This window comes from Pseudomonas sp. Leaf59, from assembly GCF_920984685.1.
Classification (GTDB): domain Bacteria; phylum Pseudomonadota; class Gammaproteobacteria; order Pseudomonadales; family Pseudomonadaceae; genus Aquipseudomonas.
The window spans coordinates 18,165-42,150 of record NZ_CAKLBR010000021.1 but is presented as its reverse complement, the minus strand read 5'-3'; the positions used below and the strand labels follow the sequence as shown (position 1 = coordinate 42,150).

At 61.5% G+C, this 23,986-nt stretch carries 21 protein-coding genes and 1 riboswitch; of the genes, 11 read left to right on the top strand and 10 right to left on the bottom strand.

The window, feature by feature from the left end:
- Positions 1-43: 43 nt before the first annotated feature.
- The 7 genes from LUB09_RS19825 to tkt form a co-directional block, all read right to left on the bottom strand.
- A complete protein-coding gene (locus LUB09_RS19825) occupies positions 44-439 on the bottom strand; it encodes a hypothetical protein (RefSeq protein WP_231423496.1) in 396 nt (131 codons plus the stop codon).
- Positions 440-1,311: 872 nt separating this feature from the next.
- Positions 1,312-2,376: a class II fructose-bisphosphate aldolase gene (fba, locus tag LUB09_RS19820; protein WP_003234513.1), complete on the bottom strand. Its 1,065-nt coding sequence runs from the start codon at positions 2,374-2,376 to the stop codon at positions 1,312-1,314.
- 123 nt (positions 2,377-2,499) lie between these two features.
- The gene (locus tag LUB09_RS19815; protein ID WP_231423495.1) at positions 2,500-2,835 is read right to left on the bottom strand and encodes an MliC family protein; all 336 of its coding nucleotides are present in this window, start codon (positions 2,833-2,835) and stop codon (positions 2,500-2,502) included.
- Positions 2,836-2,896: 61 nt separating this feature from the next.
- Entirely contained in the window at positions 2,897-3,124 is a 228-nt protein-coding gene (locus LUB09_RS19810; RefSeq protein ID WP_209985799.1) for a hypothetical protein, read from the bottom strand.
- Between the two features lie 32 nt (positions 3,125-3,156).
- The gene (locus tag LUB09_RS19805) at positions 3,157-4,320 is read right to left on the bottom strand and encodes a phosphoglycerate kinase (protein WP_231423494.1); all 1,164 of its coding nucleotides are present in this window, start codon (positions 4,318-4,320) and stop codon (positions 3,157-3,159) included.
- Positions 4,321-4,337: 17 nt separating this feature from the next.
- Positions 4,338-5,396 (bottom strand): erythrose-4-phosphate dehydrogenase, encoded by a 1,059-nt coding sequence (epd, locus tag LUB09_RS19800; RefSeq protein ID WP_209985805.1) that lies wholly within the window; start codon positions 5,394-5,396, stop codon positions 4,338-4,340.
- A gap of 166 nt (positions 5,397-5,562) precedes the next feature.
- A complete protein-coding gene (tkt, locus tag LUB09_RS19795) occupies positions 5,563-7,560 on the bottom strand; it encodes a transketolase (protein WP_209985808.1) in 1,998 nt (665 codons plus the stop codon).
- Between the two features lie 272 nt (positions 7,561-7,832).
- Here tkt and LUB09_RS19790 point away from each other — a divergent pair, with 272 nt between their 5' ends.
- The 5 genes from LUB09_RS19790 to mltA all read left to right on the top strand — a co-directional run bounded on the left by LUB09_RS19790 (position 7,833) and on the right by mltA (position 13,482).
- Positions 7,833-8,828: an ArsR/SmtB family transcription factor gene (locus tag LUB09_RS19790; RefSeq protein ID WP_231423493.1), complete on the top strand. Its 996-nt coding sequence runs from the start codon at positions 7,833-7,835 to the stop codon at positions 8,826-8,828.
- Positions 8,829-8,847: 19 nt separating this feature from the next.
- Positions 8,848-10,038, top strand: a complete 1,191-nt coding sequence (metK, locus tag LUB09_RS19785; RefSeq protein ID WP_122542141.1) for a methionine adenosyltransferase — start codon at positions 8,848-8,850, stop codon at positions 10,036-10,038.
- A 104-nt stretch (positions 10,039-10,142) separates the two neighbouring features.
- Entirely contained in the window at positions 10,143-11,807 is a 1,665-nt protein-coding gene (gene ligB / locus LUB09_RS19780; RefSeq protein WP_231423492.1) for an NAD-dependent DNA ligase LigB, read from the top strand.
- A 40-nt stretch (positions 11,808-11,847) separates the two neighbouring features.
- Entirely contained in the window at positions 11,848-12,243 is a 396-nt protein-coding gene (locus LUB09_RS19775) for a DUF1090 domain-containing protein (protein WP_209985816.1), read from the top strand.
- 42 nt (positions 12,244-12,285) lie between these two features.
- Positions 12,286-13,482: a murein transglycosylase A gene (mltA, locus tag LUB09_RS19770; RefSeq protein WP_231423491.1), complete on the top strand. Its 1,197-nt coding sequence runs from the start codon at positions 12,286-12,288 to the stop codon at positions 13,480-13,482.
- Between the two features lie 316 nt (positions 13,483-13,798).
- Here mltA and LUB09_RS19765 read toward each other — a convergent pair whose 3' ends face one another.
- Positions 13,799-14,185, bottom strand: coding sequence for an MAPEG family protein (locus LUB09_RS19765; protein ID WP_057006563.1), 387 nt, complete (start codon positions 14,183-14,185; stop codon positions 13,799-13,801).
- 194 nt (positions 14,186-14,379) lie between these two features.
- Between LUB09_RS19765 and LUB09_RS19760 the strand changes: the two genes are divergently transcribed.
- Positions 14,380-15,639 carry a cation:proton antiporter gene (locus LUB09_RS19760; RefSeq protein ID WP_057006562.1) on the top strand — a complete coding sequence of 420 codons (1,260 nt, stop codon included), beginning with the start codon at positions 14,380-14,382 and terminating at the stop codon, positions 15,637-15,639.
- Here LUB09_RS19760 and LUB09_RS19755 read toward each other — a convergent pair.
- Together LUB09_RS19755 and LUB09_RS19750 are read right to left on the bottom strand one after the other, a co-directional pair.
- The gene (locus LUB09_RS19755; RefSeq protein ID WP_209985822.1) at positions 15,633-16,520 is read right to left on the bottom strand and encodes a formate/nitrite transporter family protein; all 888 of its coding nucleotides are present in this window, start codon (positions 16,518-16,520) and stop codon (positions 15,633-15,635) included. The two genes, LUB09_RS19760 and LUB09_RS19755, sit on opposite strands and share 7 nt — an antisense overlap.
- A gap of 75 nt (positions 16,521-16,595) precedes the next feature.
- Positions 16,596-17,000: an acyl-CoA thioesterase gene (locus LUB09_RS19750; protein WP_034128915.1), complete on the bottom strand. Its 405-nt coding sequence runs from the start codon at positions 16,998-17,000 to the stop codon at positions 16,596-16,598.
- Between the two features lie 198 nt (positions 17,001-17,198).
- A riboswitch (S-adenosyl-L-homocysteine riboswitch) is annotated at positions 17,199-17,304 on the top strand.
- A gap of 21 nt (positions 17,305-17,325) precedes the next feature.
- On the opposite strand from LUB09_RS19750, the gene ahcY reads away from it, so the two are divergent.
- The 5 genes from ahcY (at position 17,326) to LUB09_RS19725 (ending at position 23,880) form a co-directional block, all read left to right on the top strand.
- The gene (gene ahcY, locus LUB09_RS19745; protein WP_231423490.1) at positions 17,326-18,735 is read left to right on the top strand and encodes an adenosylhomocysteinase; all 1,410 of its coding nucleotides are present in this window, start codon (positions 17,326-17,328) and stop codon (positions 18,733-18,735) included.
- Between the two features lie 171 nt (positions 18,736-18,906).
- Complete coding sequence (metF, locus tag LUB09_RS19740) at positions 18,907-19,752, top strand: methylenetetrahydrofolate reductase [NAD(P)H] (RefSeq protein WP_209985829.1); 846 nt, start codon at positions 18,907-18,909, stop codon at positions 19,750-19,752.
- Between the two features lie 78 nt (positions 19,753-19,830).
- Entirely contained in the window at positions 19,831-20,910 is a 1,080-nt protein-coding gene (locus LUB09_RS19735) for a hypothetical protein (protein ID WP_231423489.1), read from the top strand.
- A 63-nt stretch (positions 20,911-20,973) separates the two neighbouring features.
- The gene (locus LUB09_RS19730) at positions 20,974-21,765 is read left to right on the top strand and encodes a substrate-binding periplasmic protein (protein ID WP_231423488.1); all 792 of its coding nucleotides are present in this window, start codon (positions 20,974-20,976) and stop codon (positions 21,763-21,765) included.
- Positions 21,766-21,987: 222 nt separating this feature from the next.
- Entirely contained in the window at positions 21,988-23,880 is a 1,893-nt protein-coding gene (locus LUB09_RS19725) for a DEAD/DEAH box helicase (RefSeq protein WP_209985840.1), read from the top strand.
- Positions 23,881-23,986: the final 106 nt, after the last annotated feature.

Below are 23,986 nucleotides of genomic sequence, written 5' to 3'. Positions count from 1 at the left end.
GGAAGCAGCCCCGTGAATAGCGGGGCTTCTCAGTCAGATCACATTATTCAACGCACATCAACATGAAGCCCATTGACGAATCACCGGCCGGCTTGTTGTCGCCCACCTTGAGCGTCAAGACGTTAACGTAATTAATCGCCGGAACGCTGCCCAACTTGGCGTGTCCGTAGAAAATGTGATCATTGGAGCTGACATCGGTGACCGAGACCGTACAGAAACGCGGAACCTCCTTAAACGTCCCGGGAACAAATCTGACCTTGTAGTCTGAAAAGTAATCAGGCTGAGCGGTTAACTTAACGTCCTTTATCCACAGAGGCGATTGGGCGGTTATTACGCCCTTTGCATCAACAGACGCGGTGAATACCCGCTCCTTCGCAAAGGCTTCCGTGCCTATTGTCAACAACGCCATCATGACAGCGGCTTTTTTGATATATCCCATCACTAACTCTCCATCATCAAATAGATTCAATGCGCGTTCAAAACACGAACTTAAACTATTCGAGATGAATAAAATCACACCTTGGATGGCGCACATAAAAAATAGAAAATAATCAATGCCTGACGGGATTCACCCTACAAGATATTTAATGTTCAGGCATCTTTCCATGCCTGCCAGGATAATTCGCGGTTGCTCGAATACGGCGCCGTATCCCGCGGATCCATCTTCAAATATCGACACACCTGCCTTTATGAAGATTCCGACTAAATCTCGGAATGCAGGCGTCTAAAAATTATAAAGAACTGTCATAACTCACAGTGGAACACGCCCCCCACAATAAATATGCTCAGACGTGGCGGTGATCGTGTCGTACCGGCCTTGATAGACGACTTAAAAAAATCTCATCAGGAAGAATCCCATGACTATTGCACCGTACTTTACGTCCCCAGAGCCTCATAGCACACACCCGCACTCGAATGTACCTGTTACAGGCGTAGGAGAACCTCGCACTAACGTGAGTATTTGTATTGCGAATCACGGATACGAATTGGCCAGTGTTTTCTGTGACGAAAACGGTCACTTTTCTGCCACATTAAGATTTCAGGGCCCTGAAACCATAGCCATTACCGCACAATGTAGACTCGCAAACAGTGCATCGTCCTGGGGACCCAGTATGACTATTAATTTAAGCTAATACTGGCGCAGCAAAAAAGTTACTTAAGCAGCTCGCCAATACTCGCCTGATGCCATCGCAGTTAGGCTACTCAAAAACTAATCTGGTTACACCCCGTACGGCGGACACTCATTTTTCATGAGTGTCCGTATGCATAAAAAAAGCCCGCATCATGCGGGCTTTTTTTGATACCTAAGGCCTAGTTCACCTTGGCGTTCAACTCACCCTTCAAATACCGCTGATACATGGCTTCCAACGAAATCGGTTTGATCTTCGAAGCATTACCCGCCGTACCAAAGGCTTCATAGCGAGCGATACATACATCGCGCATCGCGGTCACGGTGGCGCCGAAGAACTTGCGCGGGTCGAACTCGCTCGGGTTGGTGGCCATCAGGCGACGCATTGCGCCGGTGGAGGCCAGGCGCAGGTCGGTGTCGATGTTGACCTTGCGCACGCCGTGTTTGATGCCTTCGACAATTTCTTCAACCGGCACGCCGTAGGTTTCTTTAATGTCGCCGCCGTACTGGTTGATGATCGCCAGCCACTCCTGCGGCACGGAGGAAGAACCGTGCATCACCAGGTGGGTGTTGGGGATGCGCTTGTGGATTTCCTTGATGCGGTCGATGGCCAATACGTCGCCGGTCGGCGGCTTGGTGAACTTGTAGGCGCCGTGGCTGGTGCCGATGGCGATGGCCAGGGCGTCGACCTGGGTCTTTTTCACGAAATCAGCGGCTTCTTCCGGGTCGGTCAGCATCTGGCTGTGATCCAGTACGCCTTCGGCGCCGATGCCGTCTTCTTCGCCGGCCATGCCGGTTTCAAGCGAACCCAGGCAACCCAGCTCGCCTTCCACCGAAACACCGCAGGCGTGAGCCATGGCCACGGTTTGCTGGGTGACGCGTACGTTGTACTCGTAGTCAGTGGGGGTCTTGCCGTCTTCGCCGAGGGAGCCGTCCATCATGACCGAGCTGAAGCCCAGTTGGATGGAGCGCTGGCACACGTCAGGGCTGGTGCCGTGGTCCTGGTGCATGCACACCGGGATGTGCGGGAATTCTTCGATGGCGGCGAGGATCAGGTGACGCAGGAAAGGCGCACCGGCGTATTTGCGGGCACCGGCCGAAGCCTGGACGATCACGGGGGAGTCGGTCTTGTCAGCGGCTTCCATGATGGCGCGCATCTGCTCGAGGTTGTTGACGTTAAAGGCTGGGACGCCGTAGCCGAACTCGGCTGCGTGGTCCAGCATTTGACGCATGCTGATAAGTGCCATTGTGTTGTCTCTCCCGGTAGAGGGTCGTTAATCGTGCAAGCCTGCCGTAGCGGCGGCTGCTATTCAAGTTATTGCAGATCAAGGGGTTAAGCCTGGCCTGCTGAATCGTTATAGCTGTCGGATTCAGTTGGCTTTGCAGCCCCTTCCGATCAAATCATCGGTGGCGACCCAGTAAACCAGGCCTTCCTCACCCTTGGTATGAAACGCCAATTGGCCGTCGCTATACAGAACACCCGAGGCGGCAACCTCTTGCTTGAGGCGATAAACCTGGTCCGAACCGCCAAGGCGCACATCCACTTCGGAACGGGCTGCATTGGCAAAGCGCCAGTTGACCTCGGCTTTGCTGTCGCAGGTCCAGGTGGTCCATTTGTCTGCCGGCTCTGGCGCCTTGTTGAACATGTTCATGCTGCTGCAACCGGCCAACAAGGCCAGGGCTGCCAGGGCGAATACGCCTTTCATTACCACTCCTCGAACGACGGCCCAAGGGCCGCCACTGCTGTCGGTTAGTTGATCAGACCCGTCATGGGCAACCCTGTTCCTGACCGTTGGGCGCGGCGTCGTATTGTTCCAGCCGTTCATTGCCGATGCGCTTGTTGATCACCGGCATGGTTTCGGCTTGCCAGTCGGCCTGGTAGCAGCTTTTTTTCGGCGCAGCCCCAGGCTTTTCTGCCTCGGGCGCAACGCTTGGCGTGCTGCCGCAGCCGGCCAACAGGCCCGCTGCGATCACCCATGCCAACGACTTGATCATGGGAATGCTCCTTTTCCGGATCATGGCAGGCCTCAGCCCTTGGCCCGGGTTTCCAGCACTTCAACGGCCGGCAGGACTTTGCCCTCGACGAACTCGAGGAACGCGCCGCCACCGGTAGAAATGTAGGAGATCTGATCAGCAACGCCATATTTATCGATGGCGGCCAGGGTGTCGCCACCGCCGGCGATGGAGAATGCCGAGCTTTCAGCGATGGCCTTGGCCAGTACTTGGGTGCCGTTGCCGAACTGGTCGAACTCGAACACGCCGACCGGGCCATTCCACAGAATGGTCCGGGACGCCTTCAGCAGTTCAGCGAAGTTGGCCGCGGTTTGCGGGCCGATATCCAGAATCATGTCGTCATCGGCCACGTCGGCGATGAGTTTGACGGTGGCTTCGGCGCTTTCAGCGAATTCCTTGGCCACCACCACGTCCACTGGCAGCGGCACGCTGACTTTGGCGGCGATGGCGCGGGCGGTGTCGAGCAGGTCCGGTTCGTACAGCGACTTGCCCACCGGGTGGCCAGCGGCGGCGAGGAAGGTGTTGGCAATGCCGCCGCCGACGATCAACTGGTTGCAGATCTGGCTCAGGCTGTTGAGTACGTCCAGCTTGGTGGACACTTTGGAGCCGGCGACGATGGCGGCCATCGGTTGTGCCGGAGCGCCCAGGGCCTTGCCCAGTGCGTCCAGCTCAGCGGCCAGCAACGGGCCAGCCGCGGCAACCTTGGCGAACTTGGCCACGCCGTGGGTCGACCCTTCTGCGCGGTGAGCGGTGCCGAAGGCGTCCATCACAAACACATCACACAGCGCCGCATATTGCCGGGCCAGTTCGTCGCTGTTCTTTTTCTCGCCCTTGTTGAAGCGCACGTTTTCGAACAGCACGATGTCGCCGGCTTTAACGTCGACACCGTCCAGGTAGTCGGTCACCAGCGGCACGTCACGGCCCAGGGCCTTGCTCAGGTATTGCGCCACCGGCTTGAGGCTGTTTTCAGCCGAGAACTCACCTTCGGTCGGGCGACCCAGGTGGGAGCAGACCATCACGGCCGCGCCTTTTTCCAGAGCCAGCTTGATGGTCGGCAGCGAGGCCAGGATTCGCGCATCGCTGGTGACCACACCGTCCTTGACGGGGACGTTGAGGTCTTCGCGAATCAGTACGCGCTTACCTTGCAGATCGAGGTCGGTCATCTTCAACACGGTCATGGGTCGCAGTTCCTGAATTACTGTTGAGGTTGTTGGGGTGAGGCCACTTGCAGGTAGTGCTGGGCAACGTCGAGCATGCGATTGGCAAAGCCCCATTCGTTGTCGAACCAGGCCAGGATATTCACCAGCCGAGGGCCGGAGACGCGGGTCTGGCTGGCGTCGACGATTGCCGAATGCGGGTCGTGGTTGAAATCACAACTGGCGTGGGGCAACTCGGTATAGGCCAGCAGGCCTTTGAGCGGGCCGCGGGTGGCAGCGTCGCGCAGTATCCGATTGACCTCCGCGGCATCGGTGTCGCTGATGCTCTGCAGGGTGATGTCCAGGCAAGACACGTTTACCGTCGGCACCCGTACGGCTTTGGCCTGGATTCGCCCGGCAAGTTCCGGCAGCAATCGCTCGATGCCACGGGCCAGGCCGGTGGACACCGGGATCACCGACTGGAACGCCGAGCGCGTGCGACGCAGGTCTTCATGGTGGTAGGCATCGATCACCGGCTGGTCGTTCATCGCCGAGTGAATGGTGGTGATCGACACGTAATCGATGCCAATCGACCGGTCCAGCAGGCGCAACAGCGGCACGCTGCAATTGGTGGTACAGGACGCGTTGGACACCAGCAACTCGGCGCCGGTCAGGCAGTCCTGGTTAATGCCGTAGACGATGGTGGCGTCGACATCCGCCTCGCTGGCCATCGGCTGGGAAAACAGCACACGCGGCGCGCCGGCGTCGAGAAAACGCTGGCCGTCGGCGCGGGTGTTATAGACACCGGAACATTCCAGCACCAGGTCGACACCCAGTGCCTTCCAGTCGATGCCTTCGGGGGTGGCACTGCGCAATACCTGCACGCAGTTGCCATTGATATGCAGACAGTCGTCTTCAACCCGCACTTCGCCGGGAAAGCGGCCGTGGGTGGAGTCAAAGCGTGTCAGGTATTCGATGCTGGCCATGTCGGCCAGATCGTTGATCGCGACAATCTCGAACCCGGCTGCCGCCCCTCGCTCGAACAGCGCACGCAAGACGCAACGACCAATGCGGCCGTAGCCGTTGAGTGCAACTTTGTAGGGACGCGGTTGGGGCATGGGGTTCTCGATCAACTTGGGTGAAGGGGTGAATGTGCCGCCGCCTTCGCGAGCAAGCCCGCTCCCACATTTTGATCGGGTTCACACAATGGAACTGTGAACCCATTCAAGTGTGGGAGCGGGCTTGCTCGCGAAGAGGCCAGCACAGCCACCTCAATCTACAGCCTTAGTCTTCCAGCAGCTCTTCAGCCTGACCCAGGATGTTTTCCAGAGTGAAACCGAACTCTTCGAACAACGCTGGCGCCGGCGCCGACTCACCGTAGGTGGTCATGCCGATCACGCGGCCTTCCAGGCCCACGTACTTGTACCAGTAGTCGGCGTGTGCCGCTTCAACGGCGATACGCGCGCTGACCTGCAACGGCAATACCGATTGCTTGTAGCCAGCGTCCTGGGCTTCGAACACGCTGGTGCACGGCATGGACACAACACGTACGTTGCGGCCTTGCGCGGTCAGCTTGTCGTAGGCCTGCACAGTCAGCCCCACTTCGGAACCGGTGGAGATCAGGATCAGCTCTGGCTCACCGATGCAGTCCTTGAGCACGTAGCCACCACGGCTGATGTCGGCGATCTGTGCGTCGGTACGCACCTGATGCTGCAGGTTCTGACGCGAGAAGATCAGCGCCGAAGGGCCGTCCTTGCGCTCGATGGCATGCTTCCAGGCCACCGCAGATTCCACCGCGTCGGCCGGGCGCCAGCAATCCAGGTTCGGCGTGGTCCGCAGGCTGGTCAGTTGCTCGACCGGCTGGTGCGTCGGGCCGTCTTCGCCCAGACCGATGGAGTCGTGGGTGTACACATGGATCACGCGTTTTTTCATCAGCGCGGCCATGCGCACGGCGTTACGCGCGTATTCCATGAACATCAGGAAGGTCGCGCCGTAAGGCACCAGCCCCCCGTGCAGGGACACGCCGTTCATGATGGCGCTCATGCCGAACTCGCGCACGCCGTAGTACATGTAGTTGCCGCTGGCGTCTTCGGCCGACACGCCTTTGCAGCCTTTCCACAGGGTCAGGTTGGAACCGGCCAGGTCGGCCGAGCCGCCGAGGATCTCGGGCAGCAGCGGACCAAAGGCGTTCAGGGTGTTCTGGCTGGCTTTACGGCTGGCGATGGTCTCGCCCTTGGCCGCAACTTCGGCGATGTAGGCCGAGGCTTTTTCCGAGAAGTCGGCCGGCAGGTCACCGGCCAGACGACGTACCAGTTCGTTGGCCAATTCCGGGAATTCGGCGGAGTAGGCGGCAAAACGCTGGTCCCACTCGGCTTCAGCTGCCAGGCCTTTTTCCCTGGCGTCCCATTCGGCGGCGATATCGGCCGGAATTTCGAACGGGCCGTAGTTCCACTTCAGCGCTTCGCGGGTCAGGGCGATTTCCGCGTCACCCAGCGGGGCACCGTGGCAGTCTTCCTTGCCCTGCTTGTTCGGCGAGCCGAAACCAATGGTGGTTTTGCAGCAGATCAGGGTCGGTTGCACGCTCTTGCGCGCGGTGTCGATGGCGGTCTTGATCTCTTCCGGATCGTGGCCGTCGACGTTGCGGATCACCTGCCAGTTGTAGGCTTCGAAACGCTTCGGGGTGTCATCGGTGAACCAGCCTTCGACTTCGCCGTCGATGGAGATGCCGTTGTCATCGTAGAAGGCAATCAGCTTGCCCAGGCCCAGGGTGCCGGCCAGGGAGGCGACTTCATGGGAAATGCCTTCCATCATGCAGCCATCACCCAGGAACACATAGGTGTGGTGGTCGACGATGTCATGGCCGGGACGGTTGAACTGCGCGCCCAGGACTTTTTCAGCCAGCGCAAAACCCACGGCGTTGGCCAGGCCCTGGCCCAGGGGACCGGTGGTGGTCTCGACGCCCGGGGTGTAGCCGAATTCCGGGTGACCCGGGGTGCGGCTGTGCAGCTGGCGGAAGCTCTTGAGGTCGTCAATGGTGACGTCGTAGCCGGTCAGGTGCAGCAGCGAATAGATCAGCATCGAACCGTGGCCGTTGGACAGCACGAAGCGGTCACGGTCGGCGAAGGAGGGATTGCTCGGGTTGTGCTTCAGGTAATCACGCCAAAGGACCTCGGCGATATCCGCCATGCCCATCGGGGCACCGGGATGGCCGCTGTTGGCTTTTTGCACGGCATCCATGCTGAGGGCACGAATGGCGTTGGCACGCTCACGACGGCTGGGCATCGCTGTTCTCCTGAGGATTCTGAATAGTGAGTGATTAAAAGAAACGCAAAAAAGGACCGGCATTTTCCCTCAGCCACCGCCTGTGGGCAATGACCGATACTCACATGAGGCCGTTTTTCCTGTGGTTGGCGCGCCAATGCCCTGTAGAACCGCGCCACCCGCTCGTCCAGAAGATAGAGCGGCTGCTTATAACCGCCACTTATCGTTCAATATCAAAACTTTTTGATATTGGCCTTGCGATGACTCCACCCCGTCACTAGACTGCTGGCCTTATGAACCTGACCGTGCCTTCCCTGCGTCCCGACGATAGCGATGAGCTGGCCGCCCTGTGCAAGGCCGCCGGTGACCCGTTGCGCCTGAACGTATTGCGCGCGCTGGCCAACGATTCGTTTGGCGTATTGGAGCTGTCGCGGATCTTCGCCATCGGTCAGTCCGGCATGAGCCACCATCTGAAGGTACTGGCTCAGGCCGACCTGGTGGCCACCCGCCGCGAAGGCAACGCCATTTTTTACCGGCGCGCCCTGCCCCACACCGAGTTGCTCGGCGGCAAACTGCACGGCGCCCTGCTCGAAGAAGTCGACAACCTGAGCCTGCCCGGCGACGTGCAGACACGCATCAGCGAGGTGCACGGGCAACGCGCAGCCGCCAGCCAGGATTTTTTCTCACGGGTGGCCGAAAAGTTTCGCGCCCAGCAGGACTTGATTGCCGGCCTGCCTCAGTACCGCGAAAGCGTATTGGCGCTGCTCGACAAGTTAAGCTTCAGTAACAAGGCCACCGCACTGGAAGTAGGCCCCGGCGACGGCGGTTTCCTGCCGGACCTGGCGCGGCGTTTTGTGCAGGTTACGGCGCTGGACAACAGCCCGGCGATGCTGGAGCTGGCCCGCCAGTTGTGTGAGCGCGAGGCGCTGGGCAATGTCACCCTGCAACTGGCTGATGCGTTGAGCGACACGCCCTTGCAGGCCGACTGCGTGGTGCTGAACATGGTCCTGCACCATTTCGCCGCCCCGGCAGACGCCCTCAAACAAATGGCCGGGTTGCTGCACCCCGACGGTAGCCTGCTGGTTACGGATTTATGCAGCCACAACCAGAATTGGGCCAGGGAGGCCTGCGGTGATCTCTGGTTGGGTTTTGAACAGGACGATCTGGCCCGTTGGGCCACCGCTGCGGGACTCGTTCCCGGGGAAAGCCTCTATGTAGGTTTACGTAATGGTTTCCAGATCCAGGTCCGCCACTTTCAGCGACCGGCTGGCGACACTCACCATCGGTAAATATCAGGAAATCATCGAGATGAGCGAATACTCCCTTTTCACCTCCGAGTCCGTGTCTGAAGGGCATCCGGACAAAATCGCCGACCAGATTTCCGATGCGGTGCTGGACGCCATCATTGCTGAAGACAAATTCGCCCGCGTGGCGTGCGAGACGCTGGTGAAAACCGGTGTAGCAATCATCGCCGGTGAAGTGACCACCACCGCCTGGGTCGACCTGGAGCAGATCGTTCGTGATGTGATCACCGACATTGGCTACAACAGCTCCGACGTCGGCTTTGACGGCGCCACCTGCGGCGTGATGAACATCATCGGCAAGCAGTCCCCGGACATCAACCAGGGTGTGGACCGCGCCAAGCCGGAAGACCAGGGCGCCGGCGACCAGGGCCTGATGTTCGGCTACGCCAGCAATGAAACCGACGTGCTGATGCCGGCACCGATCACCTTCTCGCACCAGTTGGTGCAGCGTCAGGCCGAAGCCCGCAAAACCGGCCTGCTGCCGTGGCTGCGTCCGGACGCCAAGTCCCAGGTGACCTGCCGTTACGAAGGCGGCAAAGTCGTGGGTATCGACGCCGTTGTACTGTCGACCCAGCACAATCCGGACGTTTCCTACGCCGACCTGCGCGAAGGCGTGATGGAGCTGATCGTCAAACACGTGCTGCCGGCCGAGTTGCTGAGCAAGGACACCCAGTTCCACATCAACCCGACCGGCCAGTTCATCATCGGTGGCCCGGTGGGTGACTGCGGCCTCACCGGTCGCAAGATCATCGTCGACAGCTACGGCGGCATGGCCCGTCACGGCGGCGGCGCGTTCTCGGGTAAAGACCCGTCCAAGGTTGACCGTTCGGCGGCCTACGCCGGTCGTTATGTGGCCAAGAACATCGTGGCCGCCGGCCTGGCAGAGCGCTGCGAGATTCAGGTTTCCTACGCGATCGGCGTGGCCCAGCCTACGTCGATCTCGCTGAATACCTTCGGCACCGGCAAGATCAGCGACGACAAGATCGTCAAGCTGGTGCGTGAGATCTTTGACCTGCGCCCGTACGCAATCACCACCATGCTCGACCTGCTGCACCCGATGTACCAGGAAACCGCAGCCTACGGGCACTTCGGTCGTACGCCTGCGCAGAAAACCGTCGGCGACGACACCTTCACTACCTTCACCTGGGAAAAAACCGACCGCGCCAACGACCTGCGCACCGCCGCCGGCCTGTAACTTCGGCAAGCGGAAATACCCGGTAAAAAGCCCCGCCCTGTCGGGGCTTTTTTGTGCCCGCGGGAATCATTTAGGCTGAGGACCCTTTTCGAGCAAGGATGCTCATGATGCGTCTGGTGATTGTTCTCTTACTTTGTACCCTGGCCTGTCGAACATGGGCCGAAGACTGCCCCCCACAAGCGCAAACTCAGGTTGGCACCCTGGCCGAACAGATCCGATTGTGGGACGACAGCTACCACCGCCTCGGCCAGTCGCCCGTCAGCGATGAGCTCTATGACCAGGCCCGCCAGCGTTTGGCCAACTGGCGCCAGTGTTTCCCCCGGACCACGGCGGTGGCTGACCAGCCATTGGCCAGCGCGCGGGGCACGTTGCGCCATCCGGTCGCCCATACCGGCCTGGAAAAGCTCGCCAACGAAGCGGCCGTCGCCGCCTGGCTGGGCAACCGGCACGACGTGTGGGTCCAGCCCAAAGTCGACGGCGTCGCCGTCACGCTGCGGTACCGCAAAGGCCGCCTGACGCAGGTGATCAGCCGCGGCGATGGCCAGCTCGGCCAGGACTGGTCGGCGTCTGCGCGCAGGATTCCCGGCGTCGTCCAGCAACTGCCGGAGCCCCTCGACCTGCTGCTGCAAGGCGAACTCTACTGGCGTCTCGACGACCACGTGCAATCGGCGCAGGGCGGGCTCAACAATCGCGGCAAGGTGGCCGGTCTGATGAACCGCCGCCAGTTGAGCAACGCCGAGGCCGCCGGTATCGGCCTGTTCGTCTGGGCCTGGCCGGAAGGCCCGGCATCCTTCGTCGAACGCCTGGCCAGCCTTGAGCGGTGGGGCTTCGGGGATACCCGGCGCTACAGCCAGCCCGTCCGGAACATCACCGACGCCGCATACTGGCGCGTCTATTGGTACAACCAGCCCCTGCCCTTCGCCAGCGACGGCGTGGTGCTGCACCAGGCGCAGCGCGCACCCGCCGAGCGCTGGAAAGCCAGCCCGCCCTACTGGGCGGCCGCCTGGAAATACCCGGCAGCCAAAGCCCTGGCGCTGGTGCGTGACGTCCAGTTCAAGATCGGTCGCACCGGGCGCATCACACCCATACTGGAACTGGAGCCGGTGCGGCTGGACGACCGGCAGATCAGTCGGGTGAGTGCCGGCTCGCTGAGGCGCTGGCAGGCCATGGACATCCGCCCTGGCGACCAGGTGTCGATCACCCTGGCCGGGCAGATCATCCCGCACCTGGACCAGGTCATCCTGCGCAGCACCCACAGGGAGGACCTGGCCGTACCCGACCCCCGTCACTATCACGCCTTGAGTTGCTGGCAACTGGATCCGGGGTGCGATGAGCAGTTGCTCGCACGCCTGACCTGGCTGAGTGGCAGCCAGGGGCTCGCACTGCCCCATGTGGGCCGCGAAACCTGGAGCCTGTTGATCGAGGCCGGCCTGATCGCAAGCCTGCTCGATTGGTTGACCCTGGAAGCGACAGAGCTTGCTAACATTGACGGCTTCGGTGATCGCAGCCGCGCGCGGGTAATTGACAGCCTGCGCAGCGCCCGGCAACGGCCGTTCGCACAATGGCTCAAAGCCTTGGGTGTACCGCCTGCGGCACGCAACAATCTGGACGGCGACTGGCAGACGCTGGTCGCCAGAGACCACCAGGCCTGGCTCGCCATCGATGGCATCGGCCCGGGTCGCGCGGCGCAACTGAGCGCTTTTTTTCGCGATCCGCACGTGCTGAGCCTGGCCGAAACACTACGCGTGGCCGGTATAGACGGGTTTTGAACCCTGCCCGGCCCCTTCGATTGCGCCCCTGGAGTAACCCATGAAATTTCTAGCCCCTTTCGCGCTGTTTACCGTCGCCAGTTTCATGACCATGCCGCTACTGGCCGCTGAAGAAGCCGACCCACTCACCGGCTGCGCCGCCAAGCGCCAGGCCATCAGCACCCAGATCGAGCAGGCCAGGGCCCAGGGTAACGGCGCACAACAGGCTGGCCTGGAAAAAGCCTTGAGTGAAGTCACCGCCAACTGCACCGACGCATCCCTGAAAAAGGAGCGTGAAAACAAGGTGCTCGACGCCAAGCACGAAGTCAGCCGCCGTCAGGCCGACCTCGACAAGGCGATGAAAAAGGGTGACGCCGACAAGATCAACAAGCGCAAGGACAAGCTCGCCGAGTCGCGCAAAGAGTTGCAGGACGCGGTGGAAGAGCTCGACCAATAACGGCCGCCAGTGATCGCAAAATTGTTTTCAGGAAGTGCATGCATGAATGTCACCGTTAAACCCTGGGGCCGCCGCCTGGCGTGGGCCCTACCGATGATCGCGCTGCTGGCCGGCTGCGACATGGGCAAAGACACCGGCAACGTCGCCGTTGAACCGCAGCCTGCCAAGCCCCATGCCATCGCCACGTATGTCGGCGCGCCGTGGGAAGCCTTGCCGGCCGTGTCCGACAGCGACCTGCTGGCCGGGTTCGAGTCCTGGCGCAGCGCCTGCCAACGCCTCAAGGCCGACCCGGTATGGGGCACTACCTGCGCCGCAGCGGCCAGCGTGCCCACCGATGCCGTGGCAGTACGCGGTTTTCTCAAGGAGCGTCTGGACGTGTTCGGCCTGCGCTCGGCGGACGACAGCGCGAACGGCTTGATCACCGGCTATTACGAGCCGGTCTACCCCGGCAGCCTGACCGAAACCGCCAGCGCCCACGTGCCGGTGTACGGCGTGCCGGACGACCTGATCATCGTCAATCTGGAGAGCATCTACCCTGAACTCAAGGGCAAACGCCTGCGTGGGCGCCTCGAAGGCCGCGTGCTCAAGCCCTATGACGATGCAGCCACCGTCAACAGCCAGGGCTCCACGGCCAAGCCGATTGCCTGGCTGACCAACCCCATGGACCTGCAATTCCTGCAGATCCAGGGCTCCGGCCGTATTCAACTGGCCGATGGGCGCCAACTGCGCGTCGGCTATGGTGACCAGAACGGCTACCCCTACCGCCCCATTGGCCGTTGGCTGGTGGAGCAGGGCGAGCTGAAAAAAGAAGACGTGACCATGGGCGCCATCAGCGCCTGGGCCAAGGCCAACCCGCAACGCGTACCCGAACTGCTGGCGAGCAATCCCAGCTACGTCTTCTTCAGCGCCCGCCCCGACAGCAACGAAGGCCCACGCGGCTCGCTCAATGTGCCTCTGACCGCCGGCTACAGCGTGGCGGTGGACCGCAAGGTCATCCCGCTGGGCAGTCTGCTGTGGCTGTCGACCACCAAACCGGACGGCTCACCCATCGCCCGACCGGTGGCCGCGCAGGACACCGGTGGCGCGATCACCGGCGAAGTGCGTGCGGACCTGTTCTGGGGCACCGGTGAGGCGGCGGGTGAACTGGCAGGAAACATGAAGCAGCAGGGACAAATCTGGATGCTCTGGCCCAAAGGCGTAGCGTTGCCGCATGTACCGGATGCGCCGACCGGGACCTGACAACGCTATCGCCCAGCAAACTGAGGCTCGTGGAGAGCGGGTCTGTCGGGGCAAGCCCTAATGCCGTTCAGTTAAGCGCAGATTCCCTGTGGCGAGCAGGCTTGTCCTGCGTTGGGCTGCGCAGCAGCCCCAAAGCCAGGCGCTGAGCCGTATCAGGTACACCGCGTTTTGCTCGATGGGGGGCGCTTCGCACCCCAACGCGGGGCAAGCCCGCTCGCCACAATAAGCCCACACATTTTCCTTAACTGAACGGCATTAGGGCAAGCCCGCTCGCCACAGATCAGCCCCGCTAACACAGGCAGGCTTGCATCAGGCTTCAGATCGAGACGAAGAAGAAACTCGCGATCAGCGCCATACCCACCACCCACACCAGCGAACGCAGCATCGCCCAGTCCGCCAGGTAGCAAATGATGTACAGCAGACGACTGGTGATAAACAGCACCGCCAGCACATTGATGGTCACCAGTTCGGCCGTGCCGGCCAGGTGCGCGATGATCACCGCCGCGGCGAACGCCGGAGTCACTTCAAAGCTGTTGAGTTGCGCACTGTGGGCGCGCTTGGCAAACCCATCGAGGGTTTCCAGGTAGGCGCGGGGGTCGTGGTTCTGCCGTGGGCCAAACTTGCCGCCGCTGAACTTGGCCACCCCCGTGCACAGGTAAGGCAGGAAAATTGCGATCAATACACACCAGAAAGCTACCGTCATCACTGAATTCCTTTTGTCGTTTTATGCAGCAATTAGAGTTCTAGCACTAAAAACGCCCAATCGCACCTAACCGCTTAGGTGCCATGGCACACACAAAGGTTCTATCGCGCTTTCGCCACCACGGCCTGCAACATCATGTTGATATTGCTGTCCATGCCCCATCAATCACTTTGCCTGTCTTCCAAGGACCCCGGATGCTTGAACTTGTCGCCGCCTTCATTTGCCTCACCACCCTGCTCACCTATGTGAACTACCGGTTTATCGGCCTGCCGCCCACCATCGGCGTGATGGTCACTGCGCTGCTGTTTTCCCTGATTCTGCAAGGCCTGAGCTTTCTCGGTTTTCCTGGCCTGGAGGAACGCATCCAGCAGCTCATCGGCCAGATCGACTTCGGCGACCTGCTGATGAACTGGATGCTCTCGTTCCTGCTGTTCGCCGGTGCCCTGCACGTCAACCTCAACGACCTGCGCAGCTACCGCTGGCCCATCGGCCTGCTGGCGACTTTCGGTGTGCTGATCGCCACCGTGGTGATCGGCAGTCTGGCGTATTACATTTTTGCCCTGTTCGGCTGGCACGTCAGCTTCCTGTACTGCCTGCTCTTCGGCGCGTTGATTTCGCCCACCGACCCGATTGCGGTGTTGGGCGTTCTGCGTACCGCCAACGCCTCGAAACCGCTGAAGACCACCATCGTCGGCGAGTCGTTGTTCAACGACGGCACGGCGGTGGTGGTGTTTACCGTGCTGCTTGGCATCGCGCAGTTGGGAGAAACCCCAACAGTCGGCGCCACCGCGATGCTGTTCGCCCATGAGGCGATTGGCGGCGTGGTGTTCGGCGGGCTGATCGGCTACCTCGTGTACCTGATGATCAAGAGCATCGAGCAGCACCAGATCGAAGTGATGCTGACCCTGGCGCTGGTGATCGGTGGCTCGGCGATGGCGTCCGAATTGCACGTCAGCGCGCCGATTGCGATGGTGGTGGCCGGCCTGATCATCGGCAACCTGGGGCGCAAACTGGCCATGAACGACATGACCCGGCGCTACCTGGACGGCTTCTGGGAATTGCTCGACGACATGCTCAACGCACTGCTGTTTGCGCTGATCGGTATGGAACTGCTGCTGTTGCCGTTCAACTGGCTGCACGTATTTGCGGCCAGTTTGCTGGCGGTGGCCATCCTGCTCTCGCGCCTGCTCACCGTGGCGCCGGCAATTCTGCTGCTGCGGCGCTGGCGCACGGTGCCACGCGGCACCATTCGCATCCTCACCTGGGGCGGTCTGCGCGGCGGCGTTTCGGTGGCATTGGCCCTGGCATTGCCGTTGGGCCCGGAGCGCGACCTGCTGCTGAGCATCACCTATATCGTAGTGCTGTCGTCGATCCTGTTGCAGGGTTTGAGCATCGGCAAACTGGTCAAGCGCGTGACCCGGGGCGAACCCGAGGCCACGCCCGACGCTCACTGATCCTTCTTGACCTGCTGCGGATGCCTGGGGTCCGCAGCCTGTTTGCCGGGCAGGCTGCCTTCGCTGCGGATCTGCGCATGGCTGATCAAGGCAAAGATAAAACTGCCGCCGATGATATTGCCGGCCAGCGTCGGCCCGGCGAACACCAGCCAGAAGTCGTGCCACGACAGCTCACCGGCGAACACCAGGTAGGACACCTCCGCCGAACCGACGACGATGTGGGTGAAGTCACCCAGCGCCATCAGGTAGGTGATTAGGATGATGATCCACATCTTGGCGCTTTCCATCGACGGGATCATCCACACCATGGTGGCGATCATCCAGCCCGAGACGATGCCCTTGGCAAACATCTGGCCGGCGTCGTTTTCCATGATCTTGCGGCCAATTTCGAGGAAGGCCATGTCGGTCTTGGCGTCGAAGATCGGCAGGTGCAACATCACGTAGGCCACCAGCAAGGTGCCGCACAGGTTGCCCACCAGCACCACCGACCACAGGCGCAACAGCCGACCGACATTGGCCAGCGTCGGCTTGCTCATCACTGGCAGCACGGCCGTCAGGGTGTTTTCGGTAAAGAGTTGCTGGCGCGCGAGGATCACCGCCAGGAAGCCTGCGCAATAACCGAAGCTGGCGATGACCTTAAAGGCCTCACCATCCGGCAGCCGTGAGTTGAGCAACCCCATCGCCATCAGCGACAGCCCCATGGTCAACCCGGCAGCCAGTGCCGACCACCAGAGTGCGGCGACGTTGCGTTCCAGTTCCTGATCGCCCTGGGTGCGGATGATTTCGTGCAGTACCGCCGCGCGGGGCGGCTGGTTCTCGTCTACGTCCTGCTGCTCTTCCTGCGACAGGTTGGGAGTCTTGCCGTCTGCTTGCGTGGCCATGGTGATACCTGAACGGGGGGCGATGTTCAGGTACGACCTATGGCCAATCAATAGCGTTCACTGGCCCCGGCAGTATTATTCGCTGAGGCCGTCTTCCTGGAACTGGTCCTTCACGTACTTGATCTCGGTACGCCCGTGGGGCGCGGGCAAACCGTCCTCACCGAGGTTCACGAAGACCATTTTCTCGACGGTCAGGATGCTCTTGCGGGTGATCTTGTTGCGCACCTCACAGGTGAGCGTGATGGAGGTGCGGCCGAACTCGGTGGCGGTGATGCCCAGCTCGATGATGTCGCCCTGGCGCGAGGCGCTGACGAAGTTGATTTCGGAGATATATTTGGTAACGACGCGCTGGTTGCCCAGTTGGACAATCGCGTAGATTGCCGCTTCTTCGTCGATCCAGCGCAACAGGCTGCCGCCGAACAGGGTGCCGTTGGGGTTGAGGTCTTCGGGTTTAACCCATTTGCGGGTGTGGAAGTTCATGGTCACTCCAAAGCGTCTGGCCAAATGATGGGCAGCATCATGGCAGAGCCCGCGCCCGAGCTCTATGCACCAATGCCTATCGCGCCCATGAGCGATCTGCATGCCGCCGACGGAAAGGCTTGGGAAGTGCCACGTACACCGCTATAATCCCCACCGATTCAAAACGGTCATCTCACCTTGATACCGTTCTCCCGCCACCTGTCCGAGGGGCGCTGCAGCAGGTTCACCCTGTCAGGCTCGGATGGGGCGTTGCCCGGCCTGGTTTCACGGCTGGATACTAAACGCACAACGGCGCCCATTCGCACACTACGAATGGAGGCTCTCTATGAGCGCTGTAATCACGCCTGCAGAATTCAACGACTACAAAGTCGCCGACATGTCCCTCGCCGCCTGGGGCCGTCGCGAAACCTTTATCGCCGAATCCGAAATGCCTGCCCTGATGGGCCTGCGTCGCAAGTACGCCGCTGAGCAGCCGCTCAAGGGCGCGAAGATTCTCGGCTGCATCCACATGACCATCCAGACCGCCGTGCTGATCGAAACCCTGGTTGCCCTCGGTGCCGAAGTGCGTTGGTCATCCTGCAACATTTTCTCGACTCAGGACCAGGCTGCCGCTGCCATCGCCGCCGCCGGCATCCCGGTATTTGCCTGGAAAGGCGAGACCGAAGAAGAGTACGAGTGGTGCCTGGAGCAGACCATCCTCAAGGATGGCGCGCCATGGGATGCCAACATGATCCTCGACGACGGCGGCGACCTGACCGAGTTGCTGCACAAGAAGTACCCGGCCATCCTCGACCGCGTCCACGGCGTGACCGAAGAAACCACTACCGGCGTGCATCGCCTGCTGGACATGCTGGCCAAGGGCGAGCTGAAAATCCCGGCCATCAACGTCAATGACTCGGTGACCAAGAGCAAGAACGATAACAAGTACGGCTGCCGTCACAGCCTCAACGATGCCATCAAGCGCGGCACCGACCACCTGCTGTCGGGCAAGCAGGCCCTGGTGATCGGCTACGGTGACGTGGGCAAGGGTTCGTCCCAGTCCCTGCGTCAGGAAGGCATGATCGTCAAGGTTTCCGAAGTCGATCCAATCTGCGCCATGCAAGCCTGCATGGACGGTTTCGAAGTGGTTTCGCCGTTCATCGATGGCGTCAATGACGGCACCGAAGCCAGCATCGACAAGGCCCTGCTGGGCAAGATCGACCTGATCGTGACCACCACCGGCAACGTGAATGTGTGTGACGCGAACATGCTCAAGGCCCTGAAAAAGCGCGCCGTGGTGTGCAACATCGGTCACTTCGACAACGAGATCGACACCGCTTTCATGCGCAAGAACTGGGCATGGGAAGAAGTGAAGCCGCAGGTGCACAAGGTTCACCGCACCGGCGCTGGCACCTTTGATCCGCAGAACGACGACTATCTGATCCTGCTGGCCGAAGGCCGTCTGGTAAACCTGGGTAACGCCACTGGCCACCCAAGCCGCATCATGGATGGCTCGTTCGCCAACCAGGTACTGGCGCAGATTTTCCTGTTCGAACAGAAATACGCCGACCTGTCGCCCGCCCAGAAAGCCGAGCGTCTGACCGTGGAAGTACTGCCGAAGAAACTCGACGAAGAAGTGGCCCTGGAAATGGTCCGCGGCTTCGGCGGCGTGGTGACCCAACTGACCAAAACCCAGGCCGACTACATCGGCGTGACGGTTGAAGGCCCGTTCAAGCCGCACGCTTACCGGTACTGACAGCAGCAGCAAGCTTTTAGCTACAAGCGGCAAGTAAAGGCGCTTGCGGCGAGGGCTTGCTACTTCCTTACTCTTTAAGCAGCCATGAGCGGTGAGCTTCAAGCGACAAGAACAGGCGCACCGCCCCTCTTGCAACTTGAAGCTTGCAACTTGCAGCTGGAGCCCTCCCCCATGTCCCAAGACCGTCGCTACAGCTTCGAGTTCTTCCCGACGAAGACCGATGCTGGGCATGAAAAATTGATGGCGACTGCCAAGCAGTTGGCCAGCTTCAACCCCGACTTCTTCTCCTGCACCTACGGCGCCGGCGGTTCGACCCGCGATCGCACGATCAACACCGTGTTGCAGCTGGAAAGTGAAATCAAGGTTCCCGCCGCACCGCACTTGTCGTGCGTGGGCGACAGCAAGGCCGACCTGCGCAGCCTGCTGACCCAATACAAAGCCGCCGGCATCAAGCGCATCGTCGCCTTGCGTGGCGACCTGCCGTCCGGCATGGGCATGGCCAGCGGCGAGCTGCGCTACGCCAATGAGCTGGTGAGCTTCATTCGCGAGGAAAGCGGCGATCACTTCCACATCGAAGTGGCGGCTTACCCGGAAATGCATCCCCAGGCGCGCAACTTCGAAGACGATCTGCAGAATTTCGTGCGCAAGGCCAACGCCGGCGCCGACAGCGCGATCACCCAGTACTTCTTCAACGCCGACAGCTACTTCTACTTTGTCGAGCGTGTTCAAGCCATGGGCGTGAACATCCCGATCGTCCCGGGCATCATGCCGATCACCAACTACAGCAAGCTGGCGCGTTTTTCCGACGCCTGCGGGGCCGAGATCCCACGCTGGGTGCGCAAGCAACTGGAAGCCTACGGCGACGACGTCAAGAGCATCCAGGCGTTCGGCGAGCAGGTCATCACCCAGATGTGTGAACAGTTGTTGCAAGGTGGCGCGCCAGGGTTGCACTTCTATACCCTGAACCAGACCGAGCCCAGCCTGGCCATCTGGAACAACCTCAAGCTGCCGCGCTGAAGGTTGCCCGACCGTGCCAAGGCCCTCGTCTTTACGAGGGCCTTTGACGTTTTACCTGCCCACGGAACCCCGTCGTCCATGAATACAGCGTCCCCGTCTTCCCGCCCGCAACTGGTGTACCTGGTCTTCGGCTCCGAGACCTACCACCAGGAAGCCGTCTTCAGCATCGCCAGCGCGCTGGCGTTTCTGCAGGCCACCCCGGACGCCGTGGATATCCAGGTATTCAGCGACAACCCCGAGCCCTATCGCCTGCTGCCGGTGCGCGTGCGTGCGCTGGACGACGCCACGCGCAAACGCTGGAGCGAGCCTCACGGCTACCACTTTCGCACCAAGCACGTGGTATTGCGCCAGGTGCTCGAAGAGTCGCCGGTGGCGATGCTGATCGACACCGACACCTTCTTCCACCATTCGCCCCTGGCCCTGTTCGAACGCGTGCAGCCCGGCACCCTGCTGTGCAACGCCTTCTACACCCGATACGGCGACAACCACGAAAGCATTCTCTACACCGCACTGCACCAGCGCCTGCTGGAGATGGGCGTGGCGGACGATGACATGATGACCCTCAACTCCGGGGTCATGGGCCTGACCCGGCAGGACGCGGCGGTGCTGGATCGCTCGATTGAACTGATGGACGAGCTGTTCCCCCACGCCCAGGGCGCCTACACCCTGGAAGAGTTTTGCCTGTCGATTGCCGCCTACCGCACCGTGAATGTGCGCGAGTGCCCCGACCTCATCCACCATTACTGGAGCCGCAAACAACTGTTCCGGGCCAAGGTCAAGGCGTGGATTGCCAAGCACGCAGCGGCGCCCACCAGTGCCCAGGCGCTGGCCGACACGCGCCAGGTGTCCGCCCACCTGCCACGCCCGCCACGCCTGCAACGCCTGATGTACAAGTTGATCACGCTGGTGCTGCCCAAGCATCAGCAACAGTTCATCCGCGAAATTCTCTACGGTTGCTACGAACACGAGAATGAATTCGACCAGGCGTGTGGCCCGGTTTGGTGGGACAAGGCGCGGCAGAATCAGGAAGAGCGCCAGAAACGCCCGATTGATGCCCACCAGCTTGAACACTGGTTCGCCAACCCCGTGGTGCGCCTGATTCTGGGCGAGCGGCGTTCGGCAATCTATCAACACCTGATGACGACACCCGGCAAATAGCCCTCGCCGCAAATGCCCGTGCCAGCGCTTTTCTTTAGCGCTGGAGCATCGTAACCTCAGGCCATGCCTGTCCTTTTCAAGCTGTTGAGCGCTGCCCTTCTTACTTGCCTGAGCCTGGCCGCTTACGGCGAGACACTGCGCATTGTCACCGAGCCCTGGGCGCCCTATGTGTACGACGACAAGGGCACTATGCGCGGGCTCGACTACGAAACCACGGTGATTGTGTTCGAGCGCCTGGGCGTGGAAGTGCAGTGGCAATTCCTGCCGTGGAAGCGCTGCCTGGCGATGCTCGAGCAGGGCCACGCTGACGGCGTGCTGGATATTTTTCGCAATCATGCGCGCGACGCCCAACTGCTCTACCCCAGCGAACCGCTGTCGACCGTGGAGTTCGTGTTGTTCTATGCCAACGACCGCCCGCACCCGGCCAACTCTCTGAATGATCTCGCCGGGCTGACGGTGGGTACGTCGCCGGGTTATCTCTACGCGGACAGCTTCAACGACGCCCCGCAGTTCAACCGCGAGCCCGCCGCGAGCCATGAAGCCAACTTCGGCAAACTGCTGCTCGGGCGCATCGACCTGGCAATCACCGACCGTCGCGTAGGACAACACCTGATCAAGAATCTTGCGTTGCAGGACAAGGTCAGCCAGGCACCGCTGGTGGTCAACCGCCAGCCACAGTTTCTCGCCGTGCGCCGTGGCGCGGGCATGGACCTGCTGGTACAGCGCTTTGCCGCCGAGCTCAAACGCTTCAAGCAGGAGCCCGCCTACGCCGCCCTGAGCGCCAAATATGCCGGAGTTCAGGCTATTTCGGCAGCGCAAGGCACCGTTGAGCAGCAGGAAAGCGGCGTAAAGTGATTGCTCTGTTATACTCCGGCCTTCCCGCCAGGCTTACGCCCGGCCGCTGAGGTCTTGAAAAAGGCACCCAACCCCGCTACAGCGCAGCTTTGCAGCCCGCGCGAGCCGGTGGAGTGCCCGCCAGACGCAGCAGGACCGGACGGGATTACGCTCCCCTAAGCGCCATTCACGCCCGGCAAGATTATCCCTTTGGGCCAAGCCCTAACTAAAACAGGATTACTCATGTCCTTTGCTTCCCTCGGTCTCTCCGAGGCTTTAGTCCGCGCCATCGAGGCAGCGGGCTATACCGAGCCTACTCCGGTGCAACAGCGGGCCATTCCCGCCGTGTTGCAAGGTCGCGACCTGATGGTTGCGGCGCAGACAGGTACTGGTAAAACCGGCGGTTTCGCCCTCCCGATTCTGGAGCGGTTGTTCCCCAACGGTCACCCGGACAAATCCCAGCGTCACGGCCCGCGCCAACCGCGCGTACTGGTCCTGACCCCCACCCGCGAACTCGCCGCCCAGGTGCACGACAGCTTCAAGCTGTATGCCCGCGACCTGAAGTTCGTCAGCGCCTGCATCTTCGGCGGCGTCGGCATGAACCCGCAGGTTCAGGCCATGTCCCGTGGCGTTGACGTGCTGGTTGCCTGCCCGGGTCGCTTGCTCGACCTGTGCGGCCAAGGCAGCGTCGACCTGTCCCACGTGGAAATCCTCGTGCTGGACGAAGCCGACCGCATGCTCGACATGGGCTTTGTCCATGACGTGAAAAAGGTCCTCGCCCGCCTGCCGGCCAAACGTCAGAACCTGCTGTTCTCGGCGACGTTCTCCAACGACATCACCGCCCTGGCCGGCAAGCTGCTGCACAACCCGGAACGCATCGAAGTCACGCCGCCCAACACCACGGTCGAGCGTATCGAGCAACGCGTCTTCCGCCTGGCCGCCAGCCACAAGCGCTCGCTGCTGGCGCACCTGATCACCCACGGCGCGTGGGAACAGGTGCTGGTGTTCACCCGCACCAAGCATGGCGCCAACCGCCTGGCCGAATACCTGGACAAGCACGGCCTCACCGCCGTCGCCATCCACGGCAACAAGAGCCAGAACGCGCGCACCAAAGCCCTGGCCGACTTCAAGGCCGGTGAAGTGCGCATCCTGGTGGCCACCGATATCGCCGCGCGCGGCCTGGACATCGACCAGTTGCCGCACGTGGTCAACTTCGAGCTGCCAAACGTCGACGAAGACTATGTGCACCGTATCGGCCGTACCGGCCGCGCCGGTCGTTCGGGCGAGGCCATCTCGCTGGTTGCACCGGACGAAGAAAAACTGCTGAAAAGCATCGAGCGCATGACCAAGCAGAAAATCGCCGACGGCGACCTGATGGGCTTCGACTCGAGCGCCGTAGAGGCCGAAAAACCAGAAGTGCGCGAGCGTCCGGACGTGCGTAATCCACGCAACCCACGCGGTCCGAAGGGCGATGGCCCGAATGGTGGCGGTGGCGGCGGTGGTCGTCGCGACAAGGGCAAGGACAAGGGCGGCAAGGACAAAGCGCCTGCCAATGCCCGTGGCGAACGCCCGGCCCGTGAGCAGAAGCCTCGTGAAGGCACGCCGGCACGCGAACAGCGTCAGCCGAGCCAGCCGCCACGCGCCGCGTCGGACCGCGCCCCGGACGAGTTCCTGGACGATGACGTGGACAACTTCGGTAACCGCGTCGACTACGTGCCCCAGGCCAAACCGGCCCAGGGCCGTGGCCGTCGTCCGGGTGCGCCGGCACAAGGCGCCGGCGCTGGCGCCTCTGCTCCCCGTGGCGGTCAGCCGCAGGGCGCTCGCCAGAACGGCCCGCGCAACAGCAGCGGCGGCACCACCGGCACTCCGCCGGCCAAACGCAGCGGCCCGCGCAACGGCGCACCGCGTGACGGCCAGGCGCGCCGCGAAGACTCGCGCAGCAACAACCGCCGCCCGGCCCGTGACGAGCCACAACGCTCCTCCGAGCCAGCCGTGCAGAACCCGCGCAGCGGCCCGGCGCCGAAGATTATCCACAAGGAGTCCAAAGCCGACCGCTTTCCGACACCCGAGCAGTTGGATCAACTGCCAGGCCGTCCTCGTGGTGAAAAACCAGCGCTGCTGACCCGCAACCGCTAAGTTTCAAAAAGCCATAAAAAATGCCCCGGCTCTTTGGAGACGGGGCATTTTTTTGCCTGTGATACAGATCAAAAATGTGGGAGGGGGCTTGCCCCCTCCCACACTG

What these genes read in the sequence shown, in the direction of transcription:
- LUB09_RS19825 (WP_231423496.1), bottom strand. Translation starts at nt 439, where the DNA reads ATGGGATATATCAAAAAAGCCGCTGTCATGATGGCGTTGTTGACAATA.
- fba (WP_003234513.1), bottom strand. Translation starts at nt 2,376, where the DNA reads ATGGCACTTATCAGCATGCGTCAAATGCTGGACCACGCAGCCGAGTTC.
- LUB09_RS19815 (WP_231423495.1), bottom strand. Translation starts at nt 2,835, where the DNA reads ATGAAAGGCGTATTCGCCCTGGCAGCCCTGGCCTTGTTGGCCGGTTGC.
- LUB09_RS19810 (WP_209985799.1), bottom strand. Translation starts at nt 3,124, where the DNA reads ATGATCAAGTCGTTGGCATGGGTGATCGCAGCGGGCCTGTTGGCCGGC.
- LUB09_RS19805 (WP_231423494.1), bottom strand. Translation starts at nt 4,320, where the DNA reads ATGACCGTGTTGAAGATGACCGACCTCGATCTGCAAGGTAAGCGCGTA.
- epd (WP_209985805.1), bottom strand. Translation starts at nt 5,396, where the DNA reads ATGCCCCAACCGCGTCCCTACAAAGTTGCACTCAACGGCTACGGCCGC.
- tkt (WP_209985808.1), bottom strand. Translation starts at nt 7,560, where the DNA reads ATGCCCAGCCGTCGTGAGCGTGCCAACGCCATTCGTGCCCTCAGCATG.
- LUB09_RS19790 (WP_231423493.1), top strand. Translation starts at nt 7,833, where the DNA reads ATGAACCTGACCGTGCCTTCCCTGCGTCCCGACGATAGCGATGAGCTG.
- metK (WP_122542141.1), top strand. Translation starts at nt 8,848, where the DNA reads ATGAGCGAATACTCCCTTTTCACCTCCGAGTCCGTGTCTGAAGGGCAT.
- ligB (WP_231423492.1), top strand. Translation starts at nt 10,143, where the DNA reads ATGATGCGTCTGGTGATTGTTCTCTTACTTTGTACCCTGGCCTGTCGA.
- LUB09_RS19775 (WP_209985816.1), top strand. Translation starts at nt 11,848, where the DNA reads ATGAAATTTCTAGCCCCTTTCGCGCTGTTTACCGTCGCCAGTTTCATG.
- mltA (WP_231423491.1), top strand. Translation starts at nt 12,286, where the DNA reads ATGAATGTCACCGTTAAACCCTGGGGCCGCCGCCTGGCGTGGGCCCTA.
- LUB09_RS19765 (WP_057006563.1), bottom strand. Translation starts at nt 14,185, where the DNA reads ATGACGGTAGCTTTCTGGTGTGTATTGATCGCAATTTTCCTGCCTTAC.
- LUB09_RS19760 (WP_057006562.1), top strand. Translation starts at nt 14,380, where the DNA reads ATGCTTGAACTTGTCGCCGCCTTCATTTGCCTCACCACCCTGCTCACC.
- LUB09_RS19755 (WP_209985822.1), bottom strand. Translation starts at nt 16,520, where the DNA reads ATGGCCACGCAAGCAGACGGCAAGACTCCCAACCTGTCGCAGGAAGAG.
- LUB09_RS19750 (WP_034128915.1), bottom strand. Translation starts at nt 17,000, where the DNA reads ATGAACTTCCACACCCGCAAATGGGTTAAACCCGAAGACCTCAACCCC.
- ahcY (WP_231423490.1), top strand. Translation starts at nt 17,326, where the DNA reads ATGAGCGCTGTAATCACGCCTGCAGAATTCAACGACTACAAAGTCGCC.
- metF (WP_209985829.1), top strand. Translation starts at nt 18,907, where the DNA reads ATGTCCCAAGACCGTCGCTACAGCTTCGAGTTCTTCCCGACGAAGACC.
- LUB09_RS19735 (WP_231423489.1), top strand. Translation starts at nt 19,831, where the DNA reads ATGAATACAGCGTCCCCGTCTTCCCGCCCGCAACTGGTGTACCTGGTC.
- LUB09_RS19730 (WP_231423488.1), top strand. Translation starts at nt 20,974, where the DNA reads ATGCCTGTCCTTTTCAAGCTGTTGAGCGCTGCCCTTCTTACTTGCCTG.
- LUB09_RS19725 (WP_209985840.1), top strand. Translation starts at nt 21,988, where the DNA reads ATGTCCTTTGCTTCCCTCGGTCTCTCCGAGGCTTTAGTCCGCGCCATC.